15 protein-coding genes and 1 pseudogene are annotated in these 22,990 nt (G+C 66.6%); 2 read left to right on the top strand and 14 right to left on the bottom strand.

Annotated elements, in window-relative coordinates; genetic code table 11:
- Positions 1-24 precede the first annotated feature (24 nt).
- The 9 genes from AC1POX_RS01990 to mgtE all read right to left on the bottom strand — a co-directional run bounded on the left by AC1POX_RS01990 (position 25) and on the right by mgtE (position 11,583).
- Positions 25-426: an acyl-CoA thioesterase gene (locus AC1POX_RS01990; RefSeq protein ID WP_003487309.1), complete on the bottom strand. Its 402-nt coding sequence runs from the start codon at positions 424-426 to the stop codon at positions 25-27.
- A 37-nt stretch (positions 427-463) separates the two neighbouring features.
- Positions 464-916, bottom strand: coding sequence for a DUF3592 domain-containing protein (locus AC1POX_RS01985; RefSeq protein ID WP_031424735.1), 453 nt, complete (start codon positions 914-916; stop codon positions 464-466).
- 37 nt (positions 917-953) lie between these two features.
- Complete coding sequence (locus AC1POX_RS01980) at positions 954-1,280, bottom strand: thioredoxin family protein (protein WP_005914813.1); 327 nt, start codon at positions 1,278-1,280, stop codon at positions 954-956.
- Positions 1,252-1,734: a flavodoxin gene (locus AC1POX_RS01975; RefSeq protein ID WP_003487312.1), complete on the bottom strand. Its 483-nt coding sequence runs from the start codon at positions 1,732-1,734 to the stop codon at positions 1,252-1,254. Before AC1POX_RS01975 ends, AC1POX_RS01980 begins: the two co-directional genes overlap by 29 nt.
- A 169-nt stretch (positions 1,735-1,903) precedes the next feature.
- Positions 1,904-2,947 carry a ribonucleotide-diphosphate reductase subunit beta gene (locus AC1POX_RS01970; protein WP_005914812.1) on the bottom strand — a complete coding sequence of 348 codons (1,044 nt, stop codon included), beginning with the start codon at positions 2,945-2,947 and terminating at the stop codon, positions 1,904-1,906.
- A 194-nt stretch (positions 2,948-3,141) separates the two neighbouring features.
- Positions 3,142-5,640: a ribonucleoside-diphosphate reductase subunit alpha gene (locus tag AC1POX_RS01965; RefSeq protein ID WP_218502721.1), complete on the bottom strand. Its 2,499-nt coding sequence runs from the start codon at positions 5,638-5,640 to the stop codon at positions 3,142-3,144.
- A gap of 602 nt (positions 5,641-6,242) precedes the next feature.
- A complete protein-coding gene (locus tag AC1POX_RS01960; RefSeq protein ID WP_008575120.1) occupies positions 6,243-7,286 on the bottom strand; it encodes a DUF475 domain-containing protein in 1,044 nt (347 codons plus the stop codon).
- Between the two features lie 105 nt (positions 7,287-7,391).
- The gene (locus AC1POX_RS01955; RefSeq protein WP_372356687.1) at positions 7,392-10,100 is read right to left on the bottom strand and encodes a bifunctional acetate--CoA ligase family protein/GNAT family N-acetyltransferase; all 2,709 of its coding nucleotides are present in this window, start codon (positions 10,098-10,100) and stop codon (positions 7,392-7,394) included.
- Positions 10,101-10,215: 115 nt separating this feature from the next.
- On the bottom strand, positions 10,216-11,583 hold the full coding sequence (mgtE, locus tag AC1POX_RS01950; protein ID WP_057681227.1) for a magnesium transporter: 1,368 nt from the start codon (positions 11,581-11,583) through the stop codon (positions 10,216-10,218).
- Positions 11,584-12,208: 625 nt separating this feature from the next.
- On the opposite strand from mgtE, the gene AC1POX_RS01945 reads away from it, so the two are divergent.
- Positions 12,209-13,036: a carbonic anhydrase gene (locus AC1POX_RS01945; protein ID WP_014091373.1), complete on the top strand. Its 828-nt coding sequence runs from the start codon at positions 12,209-12,211 to the stop codon at positions 13,034-13,036.
- A gap of 216 nt (positions 13,037-13,252) precedes the next feature.
- Entirely contained in the window at positions 13,253-15,064 is a 1,812-nt protein-coding gene (locus tag AC1POX_RS01940; RefSeq protein ID WP_136732953.1) for a monovalent cation:proton antiporter-2 (CPA2) family protein, read from the top strand.
- Between the two features lie 104 nt (positions 15,065-15,168).
- Here the strand turns inward: AC1POX_RS01940 and zwf are convergent, their stop codons facing one another.
- The 5 genes and pseudogenes from zwf to AC1POX_RS01915 form a co-directional block, all read right to left on the bottom strand.
- Positions 15,169-17,019, bottom strand: coding sequence for a glucose-6-phosphate dehydrogenase (gene zwf, locus AC1POX_RS01935; RefSeq protein WP_372164604.1), 1,851 nt, complete (start codon positions 17,017-17,019; stop codon positions 15,169-15,171).
- Positions 17,016-18,815, bottom strand: a complete 1,800-nt coding sequence (locus tag AC1POX_RS01930; RefSeq protein ID WP_127172444.1) for a glycoside hydrolase family 15 protein — start codon at positions 18,813-18,815, stop codon at positions 17,016-17,018. Before AC1POX_RS01930 ends, zwf begins: the two co-directional genes overlap by 4 nt.
- Positions 18,816-18,878: 63 nt before the next feature.
- Positions 18,879-19,175: pseudogene (locus AC1POX_RS01925) on the bottom strand (phosphotyrosine protein phosphatase).
- Positions 19,176-19,201: 26 nt separating this feature from the next.
- Positions 19,202-22,522, bottom strand: coding sequence for an ankyrin repeat domain-containing protein (locus AC1POX_RS01920; protein WP_014091380.1), 3,321 nt, complete (start codon positions 22,520-22,522; stop codon positions 19,202-19,204).
- On the bottom strand, positions 22,515-22,775 hold the full coding sequence (locus tag AC1POX_RS01915) for a YcgL domain-containing protein (RefSeq protein ID WP_005914803.1): 261 nt from the start codon (positions 22,773-22,775) through the stop codon (positions 22,515-22,517). Before AC1POX_RS01915 ends, AC1POX_RS01920 begins: the two co-directional genes overlap by 8 nt.
- Positions 22,776-22,990 lie beyond the last annotated feature (215 nt).

The following is a 22,990-nucleotide window of genomic DNA, read 5'->3' as shown; positions in this document are numbered from 1 at the left end:
GTGCAGTCGTCTTATTCGCTGCTCTTAGTCGGCTGCCGGCAGCGGCGGCACCGCAGTCGGCTTGCCATCGGCATCGAGCGCAATCATCACGAACTGCCCGCGCGTGCACAGCTCGCGTGCGCCGCTGAGCAGGTCTTCGGCGATCAGTTCCACTTCCACCGTGATCGAGCTACGCCCCACCAACACCACGCGGGCGATGGTTTCCACCATCTGGCCCTGACGGATCGGCAGCTTGAAATCCACCTGATCCGAACGCGCCGTCACCACAGTGCGGCGCGCATAGCGCGAGGCGGCCAGGAACGCGGCCTTGTCCATCCACGCCAGCGCCTGCCCACCGAACAGCGTGCCCAGATGGTTGGTGTGATTGGGAAACACGATCTCGGCCATGCGGGCTTCGGTCGGTGCAACGGGCGTGGAACTGGTCATGAAGAAGTGCCGTCAGAAGGAAGGAAAGCCAGCCCGATCATCTGCGCAGCGTCGGCAGGAAGCTCAGGTCCAGGTGGTAGCGCAATGGCCGCTGCGGATCGACGAACACCCGCAGCGACTGCCCCTCGCGCAGGAACGGCTGGGGATCGGTCCACAGGTTGTCGCTGCGATACTCGGTCAAGGTGTCGTGCGTGCGGTCGTGGCGATGGGCCAGGATACGGAACGGGTGCACGCCGTTGACCTGCAAAGACGCATTGCGTTCAACGCATACCAAGCGCGCCTCCACCACCGTGCCATGCCGGCGCAACCACGCAGCACGGCGCGCATGCCAGACGCGATAGCCGAGGATGCCACCACCCACACCGCCGAACGTCACGCCCAGCAGCAACAAGATCCAGCGCGCCTGATCCGGCAGCAGCGCCGCACCGGTCAACAAGCCCAACCCCGCCAGCAGGAAGCTCCAGGCGACGATGGTGACCGTGGTGTTCATCGCAGGGCGCCTCGCATCGACCGGGCGCCCGTCGCCATCACAGGCCGCTACGGACCGCCGCTTCCACCTGCGCCGGCGACTGAAAGCCGGGCAGACGCGCCACTTCACTGCCGTCGCGGTAGAGCGCCAGGGTCGGCGTCTGGCGCAGGCCCAGCTCGCGGAAGAAGTCCTCGCCCACCACTTCCAACTTGACCTTCAACAAGGCCACGCCATTGGCGGCATCGCTGGTGGCGAACTTGTCCAGCGACATGTCGAGCATGCGGCAGCCGGGGCAGTTATCTTTGTAGAAATCCACCAGCGCGCGCGGATGCGCAGCCAGGGTCTGGGTGTAGTGCTCAGGCGACGTGACGGTAATGGTCTGCATTGGGATCGTTCTTGCATTGGGCCAGAACCGTATCGGTCCAGGCGGCGATGGCCTGCGCGTCGCGCTGGCCGTGGGGCATCTGTTCGATGGTCAAACGGGGAAACGGGCTGTCGAAGAAGCGCGCGATTCGGTGCACCGCACCGCAGAAATACTCTTCGCCCCACTGCGTTTCGCCGGTGCCGAACACGGCAACGCGCGGTGGCTTGCCCAGCGTGTCGACCAGCTCGACGATGAAACGCTTCATCTCTGCCGGCGTACGGCCGCCGTTGTCGGTCCAACTGCCAAGCAAAAACAACGCGTACTGCCCTGGCGCATGCGGCACCTGGGCCAGGGTCTGCATGTCGGTTTCCAACCAGGTCACCGCATGCCCGGCCGCTTCGCAGCGCAGCGCCACCGCACGCGCCAGATCGCGTGTGTTGCCGCTCAACGATGCCAGGGCGAGCAGGATGTTCATGGGGCGGGGATTGGGGAGTCGGGATTGGGGATTCGCAAAAGCCGCAACTGGTACGTCATTGAAAGTCCTTGATCGATGTGTCTTAGCGCAGTGCTGCTGTGACGAATCCCAAATCTCCAATGCCTAATCCCGGCGCTTCAACGAATCCCAAATCCCAAATCCCGGCTCCTCACAGATCGTCGAAGCCGTTATCCGAGTTGGTCTTCTTGTAAGACGCATTGCGCATTTCGAAGAAGTCGGTCTTGGTTTCGGTGAAGTTGTCAGCGTAGGCCTTGATCCACGGCATCACGTTGTCGTTGGCGCCTTCGTACAGCTTCTCGATGCCGAGCATGCCGGCCATCTTGTTGGCGCGGTACTTCACGTAGCGGATCATCTCGTCCACGTCGATGCCGTCGATGCCGTCCAGCACTTCGGCGGTCCACTGGGTTTCCAGGTCGATCGCGTGCTCGAAGGCCTTGTGCACGTAGTCGGTAAGCTCGTCGCCCTGCAGCGCCTGGTTCTCGCCGATGATGGCGCGGATCAGCTCGCTGATGAACTTCGAATGCGCCAGTTCGTCGCGGTTGATGAAGCTGATGATCTTGCCGGTGCCGGTCATGCGGTTCTGGCGGACCAGATTGTAGAAATACGCAAAGCCGGAATAGAAGTTGATGCCTTCCAGGATCGAGGACTGGATCAGCGAACGGATCAGCGTTTCGGCCGTCTTCTCGCGCATGAAGTCTTCGTAGGCGCCCATGATCGGCGCGTTGCGCTTGATGATGGTCGGGTGCGTGCGCGCGATTTCGAACACGCGGTTCTGGTCGGCCAGGCCGGTGATCGAGGCCAGCACGTAGCTGTAGCTCTCGTTATGGATCACTTCCTGCTGGCCGATGATCGCGGCATTGGCATGCGCGGCCGGGTCGGTGATGTATTCGGCCACGTTGTAGATGAAGCGCGTCTGCGGCGAATCCAGCGTGGCCAGCAAGCCGATGATCGAGTCGTAGGCGTTCTTTTCGCGCGCCGACAGCTCGTTGTACTGGCGCGCATCGCCCTTCATGTCCACCTCGTCGGGGATCCAGAAGTTGGTCGACAGTTCCTTGTAGGCCCGATAGAAGGACGGGTACGGAATATCGTTCCAGTTGAGGATGCCCGAGGTCTGGCCGTTGATGATGCCGGTCGAACGGTTCGGGTTGCGCGGCTCAAGGATCTTGATGCGGTCGAGCGGTGTTGCGGACATGGGTTTCTACTCGTGTTTCAGGCGTCGCGCGCGCGTACAGCAGGGACGACGGCAGCAATCGTTCTGGAGGAAAGCCCCCTGAGTCAGGGGGCGCGCCGAAGGCGCGGGGTGTGGATACTTGTGAAGCAGGGTCCACGGTTCGCAACGCGAACCGTGGAAGCGAAGCGCGAATGCGCTTAGCTACTGCATGCGCTTTAGCTCGAACACCATTCGCACTCGCTGATGTCGATGTCGTTGGAGCGCACGTAGTACGTGGTCTTCAACCCTTCGCGCCAGGCGGTCATATGCAGGTCCAGCAGCGTGCTCGCACGGATGGTGCTGGGCACGTAGAAGTTGAAGCTGATCGACTGGTCCACGTGACGCTGGCGACGCGCGTTCTGGCGCACGCTGGCGAACTGGTCGACCTTGTAGGCGCCCTTTTCGTAGTACGGCCAGGTCTCCAGCGACAGGCCGGGCGCGGCCACCGGGCGACGGAAGTCCTTCTTTTCTTCGTAGTAGAACGCGCTGTAGATCGGGTCGATCGAGGCGGTGGAACCGGCGATCTGCGCGGTGCTCATGTTCGGCGCCACCGCCAGCATCCACGCATTGCGCACGCCATTGACCGCCACCTGCGCCGACAGCTCCAGCCACTGCGGACTGTTGTAGTCGCGTGCACGGAAGTACTCGCCGTTGTGCCAGTCGCTGCCGCGGAACACGCTGTAGGTGCCCTTTTCCTTGGCCAGCTCCATGCTCGCCTGGATGGTCAGGTAGTTGATGCGCTCGTACAGCTCGTCGCTGTAGTCCTCGGCTTCCTTGGCATTCCAGTGGATGGACTTCTGCGCCAGCAGATGATGCCAACCGAAGGTGCCAAGACCGATCGCGCGGTACTTCTGGTTGGTGATGGTGGCCTGCGGCACCGGCAACTGGTTCAGATCGATCACGTTGTCGAGCATGCGCACCTGGATCGGGATCAGGCGCTCCAGCACGTCGGCGCCCAGCAGATCGGCCTGGTCGGCCTGCACGGTGATCGCGCGGCCCAGGTTGATCGAGGACAGGTTGCACACGACGAAATCGCCCGCCTTCTTGGTGGTGACGATCTGATTGCCGCTGATGATCTCCTGCATCATGCGCGTGGGGCTCATGTTCTGCAGGATCTCGGTGCACAGGTTGGACGAATAGACCATGCCCTCGTGCTTGTTCGGGTTCTTGCGATTGACTTCATCGCGATAGAACATGAACGGGTTGCCGGTTTCCAGCTGGCTGACCATGATGCGCTTGAAGATCTCGATCGCCTTGACGGTCTTGCGCGTGATGCGCTCGTCGGCGACGACTTCTTCGTACTTGCGACGGAAGCTGCCGTTGGCGTCGCCCTTCTTCTCGTCATAGAAGTCCTGCAGGTACCAACCCTTGATCCGCTTCACTTCGTGCGGGTCGAACAGGTACCAGTCGCCGCGGCGCTCGACCGCTTCCATGAACAGGTCGGGGATGCACACCGAGGTGAACACGTCGTGCGCGCGCAGGCGCTGGTCGCCGTTGTTCAGGCGCAGGTCCAGGAACGCTTCGATGTCGCGGTGGAAGATGTCCAGGTAGACCGCGATGGCGCCCTTGCGCTGGCCCAGCTGGTCCACCGACACGGCGGTGTTGTTGAGCTGCTTGATCCACGGCACCACGCCGCCGGACGAGTTGGACACGCCGCGGATCGCCGAACCCGACGAACGCACATAGCCCAGGTAGGCGCCGACGCCGCCGCCGTGCTTGGACACGCGCGCCACGTCGGTATTGGAGTCGTAGATGCCCTGCAGGCTGTCGTCGACGGTGTCGATGAAGCAGCTCGACAGCTGGCCGCCGACCTTGCCGGCATTGGCCAGCGTCGGGGTGGCCACCGTCATGTACAGGTTGGACAGCGCCCAGTAGGCCTCGCCCACCAGCTGCATGCGGCGCTCGCGGCTGCCCTTGCCGGTGCCGATCTCGTCCTGCATCAGGTACAGCGCGATCGTCAGCCAGCGCTCCTGCGGCAGTTCGAACACACCGCGCGAGCTATCGGTGGCCAGGTAACGCGTGGCCAGCAGGTACAGGCCGTTGTAGGCGAACAGCTTGTCGCGCTCGGGCTCGATCATCTTGCCGGCTTCGATCAGCTCGTCCTTGGAATAGCGGCGCAGGATGTCGTTGGAATAGACATTGCGGTCGGCCAGGCTCTCCTGCAGGCCGACGAACGAGCCGTACTTCTGGCTGGCGTCGTAGAAACGGTTGCGGCTGGCGCGCTTGTACAGGCGGCGCAGATACAGACGCGCAGCGAAGTGCTCCCACTCCGGGGTGGTCAGGTCGACGCGGGCTTCGGCCTCGCGGATCAGGTGATCGACCAGGTCGTCGGCGTTGACGCTGTCCTTGCGCTCGACAAACCCGAACACCGAGCGCTTGTAATCGGCCACGTCCAGCTGCGGGAACTCGGCATGGATCTGGTCGATGGCGCGATTCAGGCGCTCCGGCTCGAACGGAATCTTGCGATTGCCCGCTTCTTTCGTGATCCAGGTGGAGACGTTTTGTTCTTCGATGGTCTGTGCGTGCATTGCAATGGCTTGGCGGGGAGGCGGCACGATGTCCGACGGGTCGGTCACTTCCGGCGCGCCGCAGGCGGGCGCGGCAACGCTGGCGGGAACGCTGGTGGGTGTTGCGGTACCGGCGGCGATCGCGGAAAGGGTGTCGTTGGTGGTCATGCGTCCTCCATGCGTAGGCACACGAACCTGCCGGAGCAGGCAACGACCGAGCGGCGTCCAGGGTGCATTGGCGACACAGGACGCACAGCGCGCAGGCCATGGCCTGCGGCGGCATCACCCACCAATTTCCCTCAACTCCCACGGCCGCCATCACGCGGTGTGCTGTCGCATGATGGTGTTCGGTGGCAACGCGCTGCCGTCATCGGGCCGGAAGCGACCGCGGCAATGCCGGGGCGCGTACAGGTCGCTGAGATGGGAGCCGCAGGCAATGTCGCACTTGCGCATCGCCTTCGTCTGATCGGTGCCACTTGGGGGCGGTCACCACCGAACCCCAAGATAGTGGGGTACCCCCAGGGGGTCAACACCAAATGTGCCCAAATTGCGCCGAGCCTTGCGGCACAACGGGCTGCGCTGACGAGCGGTCGCCTCGCGCGGCGGGAGGACGAATCCGACTGCGCAGGTCAAGTCGGGAGGGTCCTGATTCGCTCGCCGCACTCACCCGCCGTCGACACCAGGCGTGCTATCGGTCGCGTTTTTTTACCCGCCGGGCGACCCACGCGCCACCAGCCGTTCAGCGACCGCGCAAGCTCGCCGGTGATCGCTCAGATCTCGGTCGGCCCGAGATGGTGGCGCTTGCGGTAGCGGATCGACGACCACACCGAGGCGGCGATGAAGGCCACGCCGATCAGGCCGGTCAGCACTTCCGGCACGTGGTAGACGGTGCCCACCAGCATGATGATCGCCAGCACGCCGATGGCGTAATGGGCGCCGTGCTCCAGGAACACGAATTCGTCCAGGGTGCCCTTGTGCACCAGGTAGACGGTCATCGAGCGCACGAACATCGCGCCGATCGCCAGGCCCAGCATGATGATCACCACGTCGCGGGTGATGGCGAAGGCGCCGATCACACCGTCGAACGAGAACGAGGCATCCAGCACTTCCAGATACAGGAACGCGGCGATGCCCGAACGCTTGGCCGGGCCCATGCTGCCGTCTTCGCTCTCTTCGGCCTCGAACAACGCATCCACGCTGCCGACCAGCAGATACAGCAGGATGCCGCCCAGGCCTGCGAACAGCACGCTCTGGAAGATGGCCTCCGGCAGGAACAGCTTGGTGCCCAGCAGCACCGACACCGCCACGATCACCGACATCGCATCGGCCTTGCCCAGCTTGCCGACCAGCCGCTCCACCGGGCCCAGCCAGTGCAGCTTGCGCTCCTGGTCGAACAGGAAATTCAGGAACACCAGCAGCAGGAACATGCCACCGAAGGCGGCGATGGAAGGGTAGTTATCGGTCAGCACCTGGCTGTAGCGGTCCGGCTCCTTCAGCGCCATCTGCATCACCGGCACCAGGCCCATGCCGGTGGCCACCGACACGATCACGATCGGGAACACCAGGCGCATGCCGAACACGGCGATCAGGATGCCCACGGTCAGAAACAATTTCTGCCAGAACGCGTTCATGTGCTTGAGCACGCCGGCGTTGACCACCGCGTTGTCGAACGACAACGACACTTCCAGCACGCTCAGCACCAGGCACAGCCACAGCGCCTGCCAGATCCCCATCGATGAGGTATGGCCCCACCACGCAGCCAGGCCCAGGCAGATGGCGGTGACCACGAACGACATTCTGAAATCGCGAAACATTGACACTCCCAGGCGGGCCGAGACGACAGCCGGAGCAATGGGCCAGATCGAGGCCTGGCAGCCCGGCGTGCAGTGGAGGATGGGGGACCGCGGCGTGACGCAACGTCAGGCCGGGCGCGGCTCGCCTATTATAGGGAGTGTCACCGCCATCAGGGTCGCATCGTCCGGATCCGGGCGCACGCCAAAGCCCAGGCTCTGGCACATCGCCAGCATGGTGCGGTTCTCGCGCAGCACCTGGCCTTCGATCTGTTTGAGGCCCAGCCAGCGCGCGTACTCGATCATGATGCGCATCAGCTGCCAGCCGATGCCGTGGCCCTTGAGGTCCGAGCGGATCAGGATGCCGTACTCGCCGCGCTGGTAATCGGCATCGGCGTGCAGGCGCACCGCGCCGAGCATGTCGCCGGTCTTGGGGTCGATGGCCACCAGCGCGATGGAGCGGGCGTAATCGAGCTGGGTCAGCCGAGCAATGAATTCATGGCTGAAATGCTTGACCGACTGGAAGAAGCGCAGGCGCAGGTCTTCGTCGGTGACGCGGGCGAAGAAGGCGCGGAACAGCGCGTCGTCTTCCGGGCGCACCGGGCGCACCAGCGCATGGGTGCCATCGCCCAGGCCGATCTGGCGCTCCCATTCCTTGGGGTACGGGAAGATCGCAAAGCGCGGATGGCCGCGGCCCTTGTGCAGCTTGCGCGCCGGCGCCACCGCCACGCGGGCGTCCAGCGCAATCACCCCATCGCGGTCGGCCAGCAGCGGGTTGATGTCCAGCTCGGTGATTTCGGGGATGTCGGCGGCCAGCTGCGCCAGCTTGACCAGCACCAGCGCCACCGCACGCTCGTCGGCGGCCGGCACGTCGCGGTAGGCCTTGAGGATGCGCGAGACGCGGGTGCGGCCGATCAGTTCGTGGGCCAGGCGCAGATCCAGCGGCGGCAGGGCCAGCTCGCGGTCGTTGATGACTTCCACTGCGGTGCCGCCGCGCCCGAACACGATCGCCGGGCCGAACACCGGGTCGTCGGCGATGCCGGCGATCAGTTCGCGCGCCTTGGGCCGCAGCACCGTGGGCTGCACGATCACCCCTTCGATCACTGCATGGGGATGCGCGGCGCGCGCACGCGCCAGGATGCCGGTGGCCGCTTCGCGCACCGCCGCCACGCTGGACAGGTTCAGGCGCACGCCATCCACGTCGGACTTATGCGCGATCTCGCTGGACAACACTTTCAATGTCACGGTGCGGCCGACGGCCAGCAACGGGTCGGCCAGCAATGCGGCCTCGTTGGCGGTGGCGGCCACCTGCAGCGGTACGACCGGGATGCCGTAGGCGGCCAGCAGGCGGTTGGTGGCGACCGGGTCCAGCCAGCGCCGGCCGGCCGCCAGCGCCTCTTCCACCAGCGTGCGCGCGATGCCGGCATCCACGACGAAGTCTTCCGGCAGGCTGGGCGGGGTTTCCATCAGCGCCGCCTGCGCCTCGCGGTAGCGCACCAGGTGGGTGAAGCCACGCACCGCATCCGATTCGGTGGCATAGGTGGGCACGCGTGCGGCGTTGAGCGCGGCGATCGCCGCATCGTCCTGGCCCAGCCACACCGCAAACACCGGTTTGTCGCGCTGGTAGCGGTTGCGCTGGTCCAGCGCGCGGGTCAACGCCTTGGCCGCATCGGCCGAGGAGGTGAACGCGGTGGGCACATTGACCACCAGCAGCGCGTCGTTTTCCGGATCGTCCAGCAGCGCTTCGATCGCTGCGGCATAGCGCGCGCCGTCGGCGTCGACAATGATGTCGACCGGGTTGCTGCGCGACCAGCCTTCCGGCAGCGATTGATCGAGTTTTTCCAGCGTCTTGGGCGACAACTCGGCCAGGGTGCCGCCACGCAACACCAGCTGGTCCACCGCCAGCTGCCCCACCCCGCCGCCGTTGCTCAAAATGGCCAGGCGCCGGCCCGGGAAACTGCCGAGCCGGCCCAGCGTTTCGGCGGCGGCGAACAGCTCGTCCAGCGCGCCCACCCGCAACAGCCCGGCGCGTGCGAACGCCGCGCCGTACACCGCGTCCGAACCGGCCAGCGCCTGCGCGTGGGTGTCGGCATTGGGATTGATGCGGTACTGGCGGCCGGATTTGACCACCACGACGGGCTTGGCGCGCGCGGCGGCACGTGCGGCCGACATGAACTTGCGCGCATCGCCGATGCGTTCGACGTACAGCAGGATCGCGCGAGTGCGGTAGTCGGTGGCGAAGTAGTCGAGCAGATCGCCGAAATCCACGTCCAGCGTATCGCCCAGCGACACCACCGCCGAAAACCCGACCGAGCGCGCCACACCCCACTCCACCAGCGCGGCGGCAATGGCGCTGGATTCGGAAATCAACGCCAGGTCGCCGGCCTGCGGGCAATGCGCGGCGATGCTGGCATTGAGCCGCGCATGCGGGGCGATCACGCCCAGGCAGTGCGGGCCGAGGATGCGCATGCCCTTGGCGCGCGCGGCCGACTCCATGCGCGCGGCCGGCGAGCCGGGGCCGCTGCCCAGGCCGGCGGTGAGGATGATGGCGGCCGCCACACCACGCCGCGCGGCGATGGAGACGATGCGCGGCACGATGCGCGCCGGCGCTGTAATCACCACCAGGTCCGGTACCCACGGCAGATCGGTCAACCGCGCCACCGTGCGCACGCCATCGATCTCGCTATAGCGCGGGCTCACCCAACCGATCCGGCCGGGAAACCCGGCCGCGCGCAGGTTGCGCACCACCGCCCGCCCGGCCGAGCGCTCGCGCGGGCTGCCGCCCACCACCGCGACGGTGCTGGGACGAAAGACCTGCTGCAGGTGGTACGTACTCATCGGACGGGGGACGCGAATGCCATCGCGCTACGGTACACGCACTGGCGTTTCAGGGCATGGGGTGACGGATGCATGCGCACGTGCATGCATCCGTGATTACCCGAGCGCGAGGCCTCTACAACAGCGTGCCGCTCAAGATCAGCGCGGCGATGCTGAAATAGATCACCAGGCCAGTGACATCCACCAGCGTGGCGACGAAGGGCGCCGAGGCGCTGGCCGGGTCGAAGCCGAAGCGTTGCAACACGAACGGCAGCATCGAGCCGGACAGCGAACCGAAGGTGACGATGCCGATCAGCGCCGCGCCGATGGTCAGCGCCACCATCTGCCAGTGCGGGCCGTAGTCGTACAGGCCGGCGGTCTGCCAGATGGTGATGCGCACGATCGCCAGCACGCCCAGGATCGCGCCCAGGGTCAGGCCGGTGGGCAGTTCGCGCAGCGCCACTTTCCACCAGTCGCGCAGGCGGATTTCGCGCAGCGCCAGCGAGCGGATCAGCAGCGAGGTGGCCTGCGAGCCGGAATTGCCGCCCGAGCTCATGATCAGCGGGATGAACAAGGTCAGCACCACCGCCTTGGACAGCTCGTCCTCGAAGTGCTGCATCGCGCTGGCGGTGAGCATTTCGCCCAGAAACAGCACGCTCAGCCAGCCGGCGCGTTTCTTGATCATCTGGCCGAAGCCAATCTGCATGTAGGGCTTGTCCAGCGCTTCCATGCCGCCGAACTTGTGCACGTCTTCGGTGGATTCGGCGATGAGCGCATCGAGCACATCGTCCACGGTGACGATGCCGAGCACGTGGCCGCGCGCATCCACCACCGGGATCGCCAGCAGGTCGTGGCGACGGATCAGCCGTGCCACTTCTTCCTGGTCCAGTGCCGGGTCCACGGTGACCGGGGGATTGACCTGCGCCACGTCCAGGATCGGCGCCTCCGACGCGCCGGTGATCAGGCGGCGCATGGTCACCACCTGCTGCAGCACGCGGGTGTGCGGGTCGAGCAGATAAATCGCGTAGACGGTCTCGCGGCTGCGCTCCACTTCGCGGATGTGCTGCAGGGTGCGGCCCACCGTCCAGTCCGACGGCACGGCCACGAACTCGGTGGTCATCAGCGCGCCGGCGGTGTTGGGCGGGTAGCGCATCAGCGCCTGAATCGACAACCGCGCCTCGGCACTGAGCAGCCACAGCAGCGGCTGGCGCTGCTCGGCATCCAGGCCATGGAAGATATCGGTGGCGCGGTCGTCGGCCATCTGGCCAAGCAGCGTGGCGGCCTGCTCGGCCGGCAGCGACGCCACCAGCGTGCTGGCATCGCGCAACTCCGGCTGTTCGAGCAATTTCACCGCACGCAGCAAAGGCAATGCGGCCAGCACCTGCGCCGCTTCGTCGCGGTCGAGGGTGTTGAGATATTCCACCGCGTCGGCCGTGTTGAGTTCGGCCAGGGGTGCGGTCAGTGCATCGACGCCTTCGGCAAGGCGCAGGGTTTGGTCGTACATGGTGGTTCGCCTGGTGACGACCGTCGTCGATGACAGCCGGCGAACCTGGGCCTCAGGCGCGCGCCAGCTGGGTCATCGACCCGGGTCTAGGGTGACTGTCGCTGGACATGGGTAAGGGCTCCAAAGGTGCGTACCGACCGGTGATCCGGGCGATGGCGCGGCGCAGTCTGCGCGCCTGAGTCGGCTTGGTCAATGCCCTGCGCGCAGGCCGCTTAAAGCGCGTTATGCACGTTGAGACGAGATGCGTTGGCGGGCAGCGGTGCGGAGCGGGTGCTGCGTGGCCGGCTTGACTGCCGCCAAGGCCAGCGGCACGGCGCCCGCTGCGTGCCGCTGGCGGCCAACCCTCCGGGAAGCGCCCTGTGGCGTGCCGGCGCAGGGGGGTTGCGCAGCGTTGCGGAAAGGCTGGGACGCTCGCGCGGCGATACGCCAATGCGTGCCGGGCAGGCGGGTTGCCAGGTGCCGATGCGCCGCCGAGATGGCGCCGCGCAACCGCCTGTCGCCGCGCCGTGCTGAACGTCACAGTTCATTGCTACAGTCCGCTTCCCGCAGCGCCCGATGCGTTGCTCTTACGCGATGGCATCGGCCATCGCATCCACGCAGTGCGTTTTCCTTCCGGAGTTTGTGCATGCCCGTTTCAAGGTCGCTTCTGTTACGTCGCATCAGCCCGCTGTGCCTGTGCATCGCCGCCGGATGGGGCGCGGTGGGCATGGCGCAAACCGCACTGCCCGAGAGCACTCCGGTGCAGGCGCACGAGACCGCGCCGCACAGCGGGCACGAATGGGGCTATACCGGCCCGGAAGGTGCCGAGCATTGGGCCGAGCTGGCCAAGGAAAATGCGCTGTGCGGCAATGGCCAGCAGAACAGCCCCATCGATCTGAAAGGCGCCATCGACGCCAACCTGGGCACGCTGCTGTTGAGCTACAGCGCCGTGCCGCTGGTCGTGCGCAACACCGGCCATTCCATCCAGCTGGATCTGCACGACGGCGGCACCATGGCGACCGGCGGCAAGCAGTATCAAGCGTTGCAACTGCACTTCCATCACCCCAGCGAGCACCTGTTGAACGGCCGGCGTTTCCCGATGGAGGCGCATCTGGTGCACCAGGGCCCGGACGGCACGCTGGGCGTGCTGGCGATCTTCTTCGAAACCGGCAAGGCCAACCCGGCGTTCCAGCGGGTGCTCGACGCCATGCCCAAGGACAAGGACCAGACCCGGCAGGTCGCCAACGCAACGGTGAGTGCCGAGGCGTTTCTTCCGCCGAGCAATCAACGCAGCTTCTATCGCTACGAAGGCTCGCTGACCACGCCGCCGTGCAGCGAAACGGTGGACTGGGTGGTGCTCAGCCAGCCGGTGCAGGTGTCGGAGGCACAGATCAACGCGTTCGAACGCGTGTACCCGTTCAATGCGCGCCCGCTGCAGCCGCTGGATCGGCGTTTTCTGCTTAAAAGCCGCTGATTGCTCGCACGGAGTGTCGACCGTGTGCGGTGCCATGCACTGCATGCGCACTGACCGTGCAGGCGCAGGCGGTGCCGGACTGATCCGCGCGCGCATCCGCAGATAGGTGCCGGGCCGCATCGCGCAGCCGCGCGTCGTCGCCGTGCAGATGGCACACGCGTGCGCGCAGGCCAACGGAACTGCGCGTCATAATGCGTGCCTCAATGGAGAGTACGCATGCATAGCGGTGGTCTGGAACTGGCCTTGGTGCTGATGCTGGCCGCCATCGTGGCAGTGCCGGTGTTCAAGCGCTTCGGCCTGGGTGCGGTGTTGGCCTACCTGGTCGCCGGCGTGGTGCTCGGGCCCGATGGCGTGGGCGTGGTGCAGGATGCCGAACGCATCAGCGGCGCGGCCGAGATCGGCGTGGTGATGTTGCTGTTCGTGATCGGGCTGGAACTGTCGCCGGCGCGCCTGAAGGTGATGCGCCATTCGGTGTTCGGCGCTGGCGCCACCCAGGTGCTGGTGACGGCGGTGATCCTGGGCGGTTTGTTGATGGCAGCCCAGCTGGGCTGGAAGAGCGCGTTGATCGTCGGCGTGGCGCTGGCGCTCTCCTCCACCGCGGTGGGGCTGCAATTGCTGGCCGAACGCAAGGCGCTGAGCAGCGACTACGGGCGGCTGGCGTTTGCCATCTTGCTGTTCCAGGATCTGATTGCGATCCCGTTGCTGGCGGCCATCCCGCTGCTCGGCGGCAGCAAGAATGCAACGCTTCAATGGCAGGACGTGGCCAAGGCGATGGCGGCCCTGGCGCTGGTGGTCGTGTGCGGGCGCTTTGTGTTGCGTCACCTGTTCAACGTGGTGGCGCGTACGCGCATGCCGGAGGTGTTCACCGCCAGCGCCTTGCTGGTGGTGCTGGGCACCGCCTGGATCATGCAGGAGGCCGGATTGAGCGCCAGCCTGGGCGCCTTCATCGCCGGCGTGTTGCTGGCCGATTCGGAATTCCGCCACGAACTGGAATCGCAGATCGAACCGTTCGAAGGCTTGCTGCTGGGCCTGTTCTTCATCTCGGTGGGCATGGGGATCGATCTCCAGCGCGTGGCGGCCGAGCCGTGGTTGATCGCAGCAGGCGTGGCGATGTTGCTGGTGGTGAAGTTCTCGCTGCTGGTGGGTATCGGCAGCGTGGCCAAGCTACCGCTGCGCAGCAGCCTGATGCTGGGCAGCGTGCTGTGGCTGGGCGGCGAATTCGCCTTCGTGGTGTTCAACGAAGCCGACCGCGTGGGCCTGCTGGAGCCGGCCAATCACGACCGGCTGGTGGCCATCGTGGGCGTGTCGATGGCACTGACCCCGCTGTTGCTGCTCGGCATGCAGCGCATCCTCAACGGGCCGCTGCGCGTGCGCGCTCCCAAGCCTGATCGCCCGTACGACACCATCGATGCACAGACCCCCAAGGTGCTGGTCGCCGGCATGGGCCGCTTCGGCCAGGTGGTCGCGCGCCTGCTCACCGCACGGCATGTGCCGTTCGTCGCGCTGGAACACAACCCGGACACGGTGGAAGACCTGCGTCGGTTCGGCAGCCAGCTGTATTACGGCGACCCCACCCGCCCCGAGCTGCTGCGCGCTGCCGGTGCCGAGCGCATCAAGGTGTTCGTGATCGCGGTGGACGACCCGGACACCAACATCAAGACGGTGCGGCTGATCCGTCGCCTGTACCCGCAAGCCACCGTGCTGGCGCGTGCGCGCAACCGCCAACATGCCTGGAAACTGATGGACCTGGGCGCAGAACCGTTCCGCGAGGTCTTCGCCTCCAGCCTGGAGCTGAGCGAACGCGTCCTCACCTCGCTCGGCCTGGGCGAAGCCCTCGCACACGATCACGTCAAACGCTTCCGCCAGCACGACGAAGACCTGCTACGCCGCCAGCACCTGGTCTACGACGACGAAGCCAAGGTCATCCAGACCTCGCGCGATGCACGTGCCGACCTGATGAACCTGTTCGAAGCCGACGTCAAGGCGGATGTGGATGGGGAACCTGCACCCACCACGCAGGACCGCTGAGCTCTTCCGAAGAAACGCGCCCGCGCGCGAACAGGCGTTAACGGAAAGCCCGCCGCGCGCGGGCATGCTCCTACATTTGCAGCGAGTGCATGCCGCTCGCGTCCTCAGCGGCGTGGCGTACGCGCTGCGGTTCTGCTCACCGATTTCTTCGCTGCACCGTTGCCCGCCGCGGTCTTGCTCACCGTCTTGGCGGCGGTTTTTGCGACCTTGCTGGTGGCGCGTTTGCGCACCGCTTTCTTGGCCGCGCTGCCAGACGACGTCGCCGCATCCTGCGAGGACTTCGCTGTAGCGGCGGACGCGCGTCTGGCGGACGCCCTGGTGACTTTCTTGGCTGGTGCCTTGCCGACCTTGCTTGCCGTCTTCCTGGTGGCTTTCTTCACCGGCGTCGCAGCCCCAGCACGCGCTTCCGGCGGCCGGCGCGGTGGCGGCTTGCGCCCTGGGGTGAGTGCGCGCCAGGCGTGTCCGCCATTCATTGCCAGTAGTGCATCGGCAGCCGAAGGGCCGGCGCTGCCGGCGGCGTAATTGGGGAAGTCGCTTGGGGGTTGTTTCCATGCATCCAGGATCGGTTGCACGATGCGCCATGCGCCTTCCACCATGGCCGCATCCTGGAACAAGCCGGCTTCGCCGTTCATGCAGTCCTGCAGCAGGCGCTCGTAGCCCACCGTGTATTCCTTGGGGAACCAGTCGCGGTAACGGAAGTCCATGCGCACCGGTGCCAGTGCCACCTGCGCGCCCGGGCGCTTGACGTCGAACTGCAGCGAGATGCCCTCGTCCGGCTGGATATGCAGCACCAGCCAGTCGGGGCCGTAGCCGCCCACCTCGGTGCTGCGGAACGGCGCCAGCGGTGCCGGCTTGAAGCGAATGGCGATCTCGGTCGTGCGTTCGCGCAGGCGCTTACCGGTGCGCAGGTAGAACGGCACGCCGGCCCAGCGCCAGGTGTCCACCTGTAGCTTCATCGCCACATAGGTTTCGGTGTCCGAATCGTCGGGCACGGTGTCTTCTTCGCGATAACCCGGCACCGCATTGCGATTGACCGCACCGGAGGCGTATTGCCCGCGCACCACGTCTTCGGGTTTGATCGGGCGCACCGCTTCGATCACTTCGGCGCGACGGCGATGCATCGCCTCGGTGGTGAAGGCCGCTGGCGGCTCCATCGCAATCATCGCCAGCAGCTGGAACAGATGGTTCGGCACCATGTCGCGCAGGCAGCCGGTGGGGTCGTAGAACCGTCCGCGCCCTTCCACTCCGATGGTTTCGGCCGCGGTGATCTGCACATGGTCGATGCGGTCGCGGTTCCACACCGGCTCGAACAAGCCATTGGCGAAGCGGAACGCGAGAATGTTCTGCACGGTTTCCTTGCCCAGGAAATGATCGATGCGGAACACCTGATCCTCGTGCAGCACCTTGGCGACCGTGGCATTGAGGTGCTGGGCGCTGGGCAGATCATGGCCGAAGGGTTTTTCCACGATCACCCGGCGCCAGCCTTCGCCTTCGCGCTGCTTGACCAGGCCAGCCTCGCCCAGGTTGAGCAATACCGGCTCGAAGAAGCGCGCGGCGGTGGCCAGATAGAACAGCACATTGCCCTGCGTGCCGTAGCGCTTGTGCAGCTTGTCCAGCACGCCGCCCAGCGATCGATAGGCTCCCTGATCGGTGAAGTCCCCGCGCAGGTAATGCATGCGTTCGCGCAGCCAGTCCCAGGTGGCGGTGTCGAATTCGTCGGTCTGGAATTCGGCATCGCGGCTGCTGAGCAGCTGCGTCATCGACTGCCCCATGTTGGTCCGCCAGGCGCGCTCGCTGATGTCGCCATGGTCCATGCCGACAATGGCGAAATCATCGCCCAGCGCACCGGAACGGCGCAGGTTGTACAGCGCCGGCATGACCAGGCGCTTGGTCAGATCGCCGCGTGCGCCGAACACCACGATGATGCACGGCGGTGTGGTTGCTTGCTCACTCATGGATGCGTTTCCTTTTCGCCCATGCGTCCATGCAGGCGCAATGCCGCATTGACCAGGGCCACGTGGGAATACCCTTGCGGGAAGTTGCCGAGCATGCGTTTGCTGCGCGGGTCGTATTCTTCGGCGAGCAAACCGACGTCGTTGCAGAGCCCGAGCAGGCGTTCGAGCAGCGCACGCGCCTGGTCGGTGCGGCCGAGCAATGCGTAGTTTTCCACCAGCCAGAAACTGCAGGCCAGGAAGGTGCCTTCGCCGGCCGGCAAACCGTCGGCGCTGTCGTCGGCGCGATAGCGCTCGACCAACCCGTCGATGGTCAGATCGCGTGCGATCGCATCGGCGGTGGCGGCGATGCGCGGATCGTCCGGCGGCAGAAAACCCACAATGGGGATCAGCAGCAGCGAAGCGTCCAGCCGGTCCGAGCCATAGCTCTGCACGAAGTGACCGTCCGGATGCACGCCTTTTTCCAGGACTTCGGCTCGAATCTCTTCGGCAATGCGGCCCCAGTGCGCGCGTTTTTCTGCGTCTGCATTGGTGATGCCATCGCGCGCGCCGCAGTCGAAGGCCAGCCAGGCCATCACCTTGGAATGCACGAAGTGGCGGCGCTCGTCGCGGATTTCCCAGATGCCCTCATCGGGTTCGCGCCACAGGGTTTCCAGCGTTTCCAGAATCTTTTCCAGCAGCGACGCAGACGATCCGTCGTCGTCGGACGGCAGGCCCACGCCCTTTTCGCGGGCGTAATGGAACGCGCCGATCAACTCGCCATACACATCGAGCTGGAACTGATCCACCGCGCCGTTGCCGATGCGCACCGGGCCGGAATGTTCATAGCCGGGCAGCCAGTGCGCTTCCCATTCCTGCAAGCGGCGCTCGCCAGCAATGCCATACAGCGCCTGCAATTGATCCGGCGAACCGGCAATGGTGCGTTGGACCCAATCGCGGAAGGCTGCCGCTTCATCGCGGTACCCGGCCTGCAACAACGCGATCAGCGTGAACACCGAATCGCGCAGCCAACAGTAACGGTAATCCCAGTTGCGCGTGCCGCCCAGATGCTCCGGCAACGAGGCAGTGGGCGCGGCGACAATGCCGCCGGTGGGCAGATAACTCAGCCCCTTCAACACCACCAGCGAGCGGCGCACCTGCTCGGTCCACGGCCCGACATCGGTACAGCGGCGCGCCCAGCCGTGCCAGAACGCGGTGGTGCGTTGCAGTGCCTGTTCGGCGTCGATCAAGGGCGGCGTGGCTTGATGCGAGGCGCCGTGGCTGAGCAGAAACCAGGTGCTTTCGCCCTCACGCAGGGTGAAGTCGGTTTCGGTGCCCATGTCCTGGCCGCGCAGTGTTTGCGGCGAACGCAATGCAAGCTGATCGGGGCCGGCGATGGCGCGGATGCCATCGACGATGCGCGTCACCCATGGCACCGTGCGGCCGTAGTTGAAGCGGAAGGTCAGGCGCATGTGCATCGGCACGCTACCCTGCACGCAGCGCACGATACGCACCAGATGCTGATGGACTTCGCCGTTTTCGCTGGCGACCATGAAGTCGATCAGTTCCACCGTGCCGCTGTCGGTAATCATGCGCGTGCACAGCACCAGACTATCGTCCTGGTAGGCGCGCTCGCTGCGGAAGTCGGCAGCCGGCGACAACGCCCATTGCCCGTGTTGTTCCTCGCCCAGCAAGGCAGCGAACACTGCATCGGAATCGAAGCGTGGCAGGCACAGCCAGTCGATGGTGCCGCGATGGTCGACCAGGGCCGCGCTGTGGCAGTTGCCCAGCATTGCGTGGTCCTCGATACGCACGCTCATTGGTTGGGCGCTTCCTTCCGGCGAAAGAACGCGCAGTCTTGCATGGGCCGTGTCGGGATCAGGTTACGACTGCGCCGGTAAACCCAGCAGCGGTGGCACCGTGTGTTCCAGGCGGCGTACCAGTGCCGGGTGCATAAACGCATCCTCGTCGGGACGCTGCAGGCAGATCACCCGGCGGTGGCGTAGGTGCGCGGCGACGCTCCATGACCAGCACCACCTGCGTCCTGCAGCAACTCCGGGATGACCTGCACTTGCGCATCGGCCGCCAGCCGGCCGATTGCGCCTGCACGCCGGGCGAGCGGCGAAGACGCGCTCGGCGGTGAGGCTGCGCAGGCGGGTGCGGCTGCACACGAACGGCACCCGCAGCGGTTACCCGACGCGCTGGTTCAGCGGCCTTCGCGCAGGAAGCGCGCCATCGAAGAGACGCCCGGCAGCGCCGGTTCGAACTGGCCGGCCACGTCGATGAAGCCGCGCATGATGGCGATTTCCCGCGGGGTACGGTTGAGCGCATCGCGGCGGTCGGCATCGGCACCGGCCCGCAGCAGGCGCTGCACCAGCAGCGGCAGGCCGTGCAGTGCAGCCAGATGCAGCGGGCCGAAGCCGCGCTGGTCGGCCACATCCAGCGAGACATCTTCGTCGAGCAGGCGTTCGACGCCGGCCAGCACCACCTGCTCGTCGCAGGAGGTACCCGGTTCGGCACGCGCGCCCAGCAACAGCAGCAACGGGCTGACACGGCCACCGGCCAGGTAGTCCGGGTCGGCACCGGCCAGCAGCAAGGTATCCAGCAGGGCCAACAGGCGGTTCTTGTCGCGCGCGGTGAAGCCGTACAACGCCGCGCAATGCAGCGGCGCCAGCCCCTGATTGTCGGTGGCGTGCACGTCGGCCGCGGCGGTGAGCAGGCGCGCCACGATGTCCGGCAGGCCCAACGCGCAGGCCAGCATCAGCACGGTCACCCCGCCCGGCAGGCGGTGTTCGATCTGCGCACCGGCCTGCAGCAAGGCGGCCACGATCTCGGTCTGGCGCATGCTCACGGCCGCCGACAACGGCGTGGCGCCGCTGTTGGCCGCGCGCTGCGGATCGGCGCCGCGGCCGAGCAGATGCGTCACCACGCCAAGATGGCCACCACCGGCAGCACGCAGCAGTGCGGTGCAGCCTTGCGCGTCGACGGCGTCGACGGCGAGGCCGAGATCGATCAGGCGACGCACCGCATCGGTATCGCCGGTCATCGCGGCGGCCGGCACATCCGCTTCGCGCAGCGTGCGGCGCGGCAGCGACCAGATGCGCCAGTCCAGCCAGTCGGCCAGATCGCGGCGGCCGATCGACAGCGCCACGCCCAGCGGGGTCTGCCCGTCGGCAGCGCGCGCTTCCGGCGAGGCGCCCTGCTTGACCAGCAGTTTCAGCGAGGCATCGCGGCCCAGCGCGGTGGCCAGATGCAGCGCGGTCATGCCGTGGCTGTCGCGCGCTTCGCGGTCCACGCCATGTTCCAGCAACCACTGCTGCAGGCGCAGCCAGCCCAGCCGCACCGCCAGCGACAACGGCGGATCGCCGGCAGCCGACGGAGCGAAGGGGTCGGCGCCACGTTCGAGCAGTTCCAGCGCGAACTGTTCCAGCCCGCGCGATGCCGCATCGTGCTGCACGCAGGCACTCAGCAGCCGGGTCAGGCCACCGGCGCCTGCCGGCGAGACGCCATGCCGCAGCAACGCCTGCAGCGCCGGTACCGCCTCCACGCCGCGCGAGAGCAGCGCAAACATCGGGACATCGCCGCAGGCGTCGCGCACTTCGGCATCGGCGCCATGGCGCAGCAGCCAGTCGACCGCCTCGGCGTTCAAGGCCAGATGCGCATCGTGCAGCAGGCCGCCTAGTTCTTCCGGGGCGCATAGCCGCGCCAGCGCGACCAGACCGTCGCGCTGCCCGAGCTGCAGGCCTTCGCGCAGCAGCACCAGCGGCGGGCGATCGGGCAGCACGGCAACGCCAGGCGCCTCGCCCTGCGCGTCGCTGACCGCGGCCGGCAACGGGTAAGCGGGATCGAGCAGCTGCACGATCGCCCAACGTCCGGCCTCGGCGGCCACATCCACCGCGCGGCGACCGTGCGCATCCACGCTGTCGGCAGGTACCTGCAGGTCCAGCAGGCGGCGGATCAGCGCCGGCGACACATTGTCGGCGGCGCAGGCCAGCATCAACGCGTTGCGGCCGTCGCCATCGATGGCCAGCACATCGGCCTTGCGCGCGACCAGGCGTTCGAGCACGGCGCTGCGTGCCTGGCGCGCGGCATCCAGCCACGGCGTGCGGCCCAGCAGATCGCGCGCTTCCAGATTTGCTCCGGCCGACAACAGTGCCTCGACGATGTCGCCGTGGCCGGCCAGCGCGGCTTCGTGCAGCGCACTGCGACGCTGGCGATCGCGCGCATCCACACGCGCCTTGTGCTTGAGCAGCAACTGCACGCCGGCCGGGTCGTCTTCTTCGGTACCGGCTGCCGCCAGCAGCACCGGGGCGCCGCCCTCCGGTTCGGACTGCGCGCCGCGCTCCAGCAGGAATTTGGCCAGCCGCCAGTTGCCGACCTGGCAGGCCATCGCCAACGGCGAATGGCCTTCGTTGTTGAGCGCGTCGAGCTCGGCGGCGGCATCGCGCAACAGCGCGGCCACGCCCGGGTCGGAACTGCGCACGGCGTGATGCAAGGGGGTATTGCCGTCGTTGTCGCTGGCGCGCGGGTCGGCGCCATTGGCCAGCAAGGTCATCACCGCATCCGGGCGGCCGTGCCAGCTGTCGCGGGTGGCGGCCAGCAAGGGGGTCATGCCGCGATGCGGTTGATTGACGTCGACGCGGCGCACGATCAACTCACGCAGCAGGCGCAGATCCGGCAGTACGGCCGCCAGCGCCGGCAGGCTGCGTTGATCGCGCCATTCCGGCAGCGGCAACGCCTGCGGGTCGGCACCGGCCTCGAGCAATTGCAGCGCGCGGTCCACCCGGCCACTGCGCGCGGCCTCGAAAAGTTCGGGCACCAGCTGATGCCGGGCCACCGGTTCCAGCGGGCGCGGTTCGGCGGCGGCTTCGGAGAAGAAATCGGCGGCCTGGCGCGTATGCGGCGCATCGCTGCGCATGGGTGCGGCGGTGCGTTGCAGCAGCAGATGGGCCACCGGCAGCAGCACACCGGCAGCCACCGCCAAGCCCCAGCGCAGGCCGCCGGACAACCAGCCCGGCCAGGCCAGCACCACGGCCAGGGTGCACACTGCCAGCACCAGTGCAGCCGCCAGCAGGCCGCGCCAGGCATGCAATTCCTGCGCGGCCAGCGCCTGCCAGCGTGGCGCCAGCGCGCCGCCGTCGCGTTCCACTTCGCCCCACAACGGCCAGGTCCGCCACAGCCCCAGCAAGGCCGCGCTGACTGCGACGCTCAGCGCCAGCGCGGCAGCCAGGCTGCCGCTGTCGCGCAGGGCGGTCAGCGGCCAGCTGATCAGCGCAGCCAGCGCCAGCAGGCCCACGCCCCAGATGGCCAGCAACGGCGGCAGCGCCTGCGCGACCGCGCGCGGCTGGCCCGGCACTGCGCGCGTCCCACGTGCCCACGACACCGCCAGCGCGAACGCCGGCTGCGCCAGCCACAAGCTCAGCGCAGCAACCACGCCGCCAATGCCACCGAGCAGGCAGAGCACCACGCCAGCCGCACCGGCCAGCGTTGCGGCGCGCATCCGTGCGCCACGCACAGGCTCAGTCATGGTCGCACTCGCCTGCGAGCACGATGGTCTTGGGCAATTGCAGATAGAAGCCGTGCTTGCCCAGCGCCTCGCGCACCGTGGCCGCGTCGGCCTGCGCCAGCCGGCGCTCCGGCGTCAACGCCACATCCAGCACGAACGTCAACGGCGCCAGCTGCGCCTGCACGGCGGCAGGAAGACCGGAGAAATCGTCACGTGTGGCGAGATAGACGAAGGTGTCCTGCTTGCGTTGGCTTTTATAGACGTAGGCGTGCATGCGCGCGTGGTCGCGCTCGGAAGAGAGATGTGTCGCGCCGATTGTGTCGCAATTGCGGCGACGGCGAAAGCGCGGCCTGTGCGAAAAATCCCAGCCGCGTCAGCGACATGACGGTGACGTTCAGTTGCGCCGTCCACGGGACCCACGCGCGCCATCGATATACTGACCGCACTTTTTGCCAGCCAGACCATCGTGAGCCAAGCGCAGCATTCGTC

The organism is Xanthomonas sp. NCPPB 3442 (genome assembly GCF_056725145.1).
This window is presented reverse-complemented; position numbering and strand designations above follow the sequence as displayed.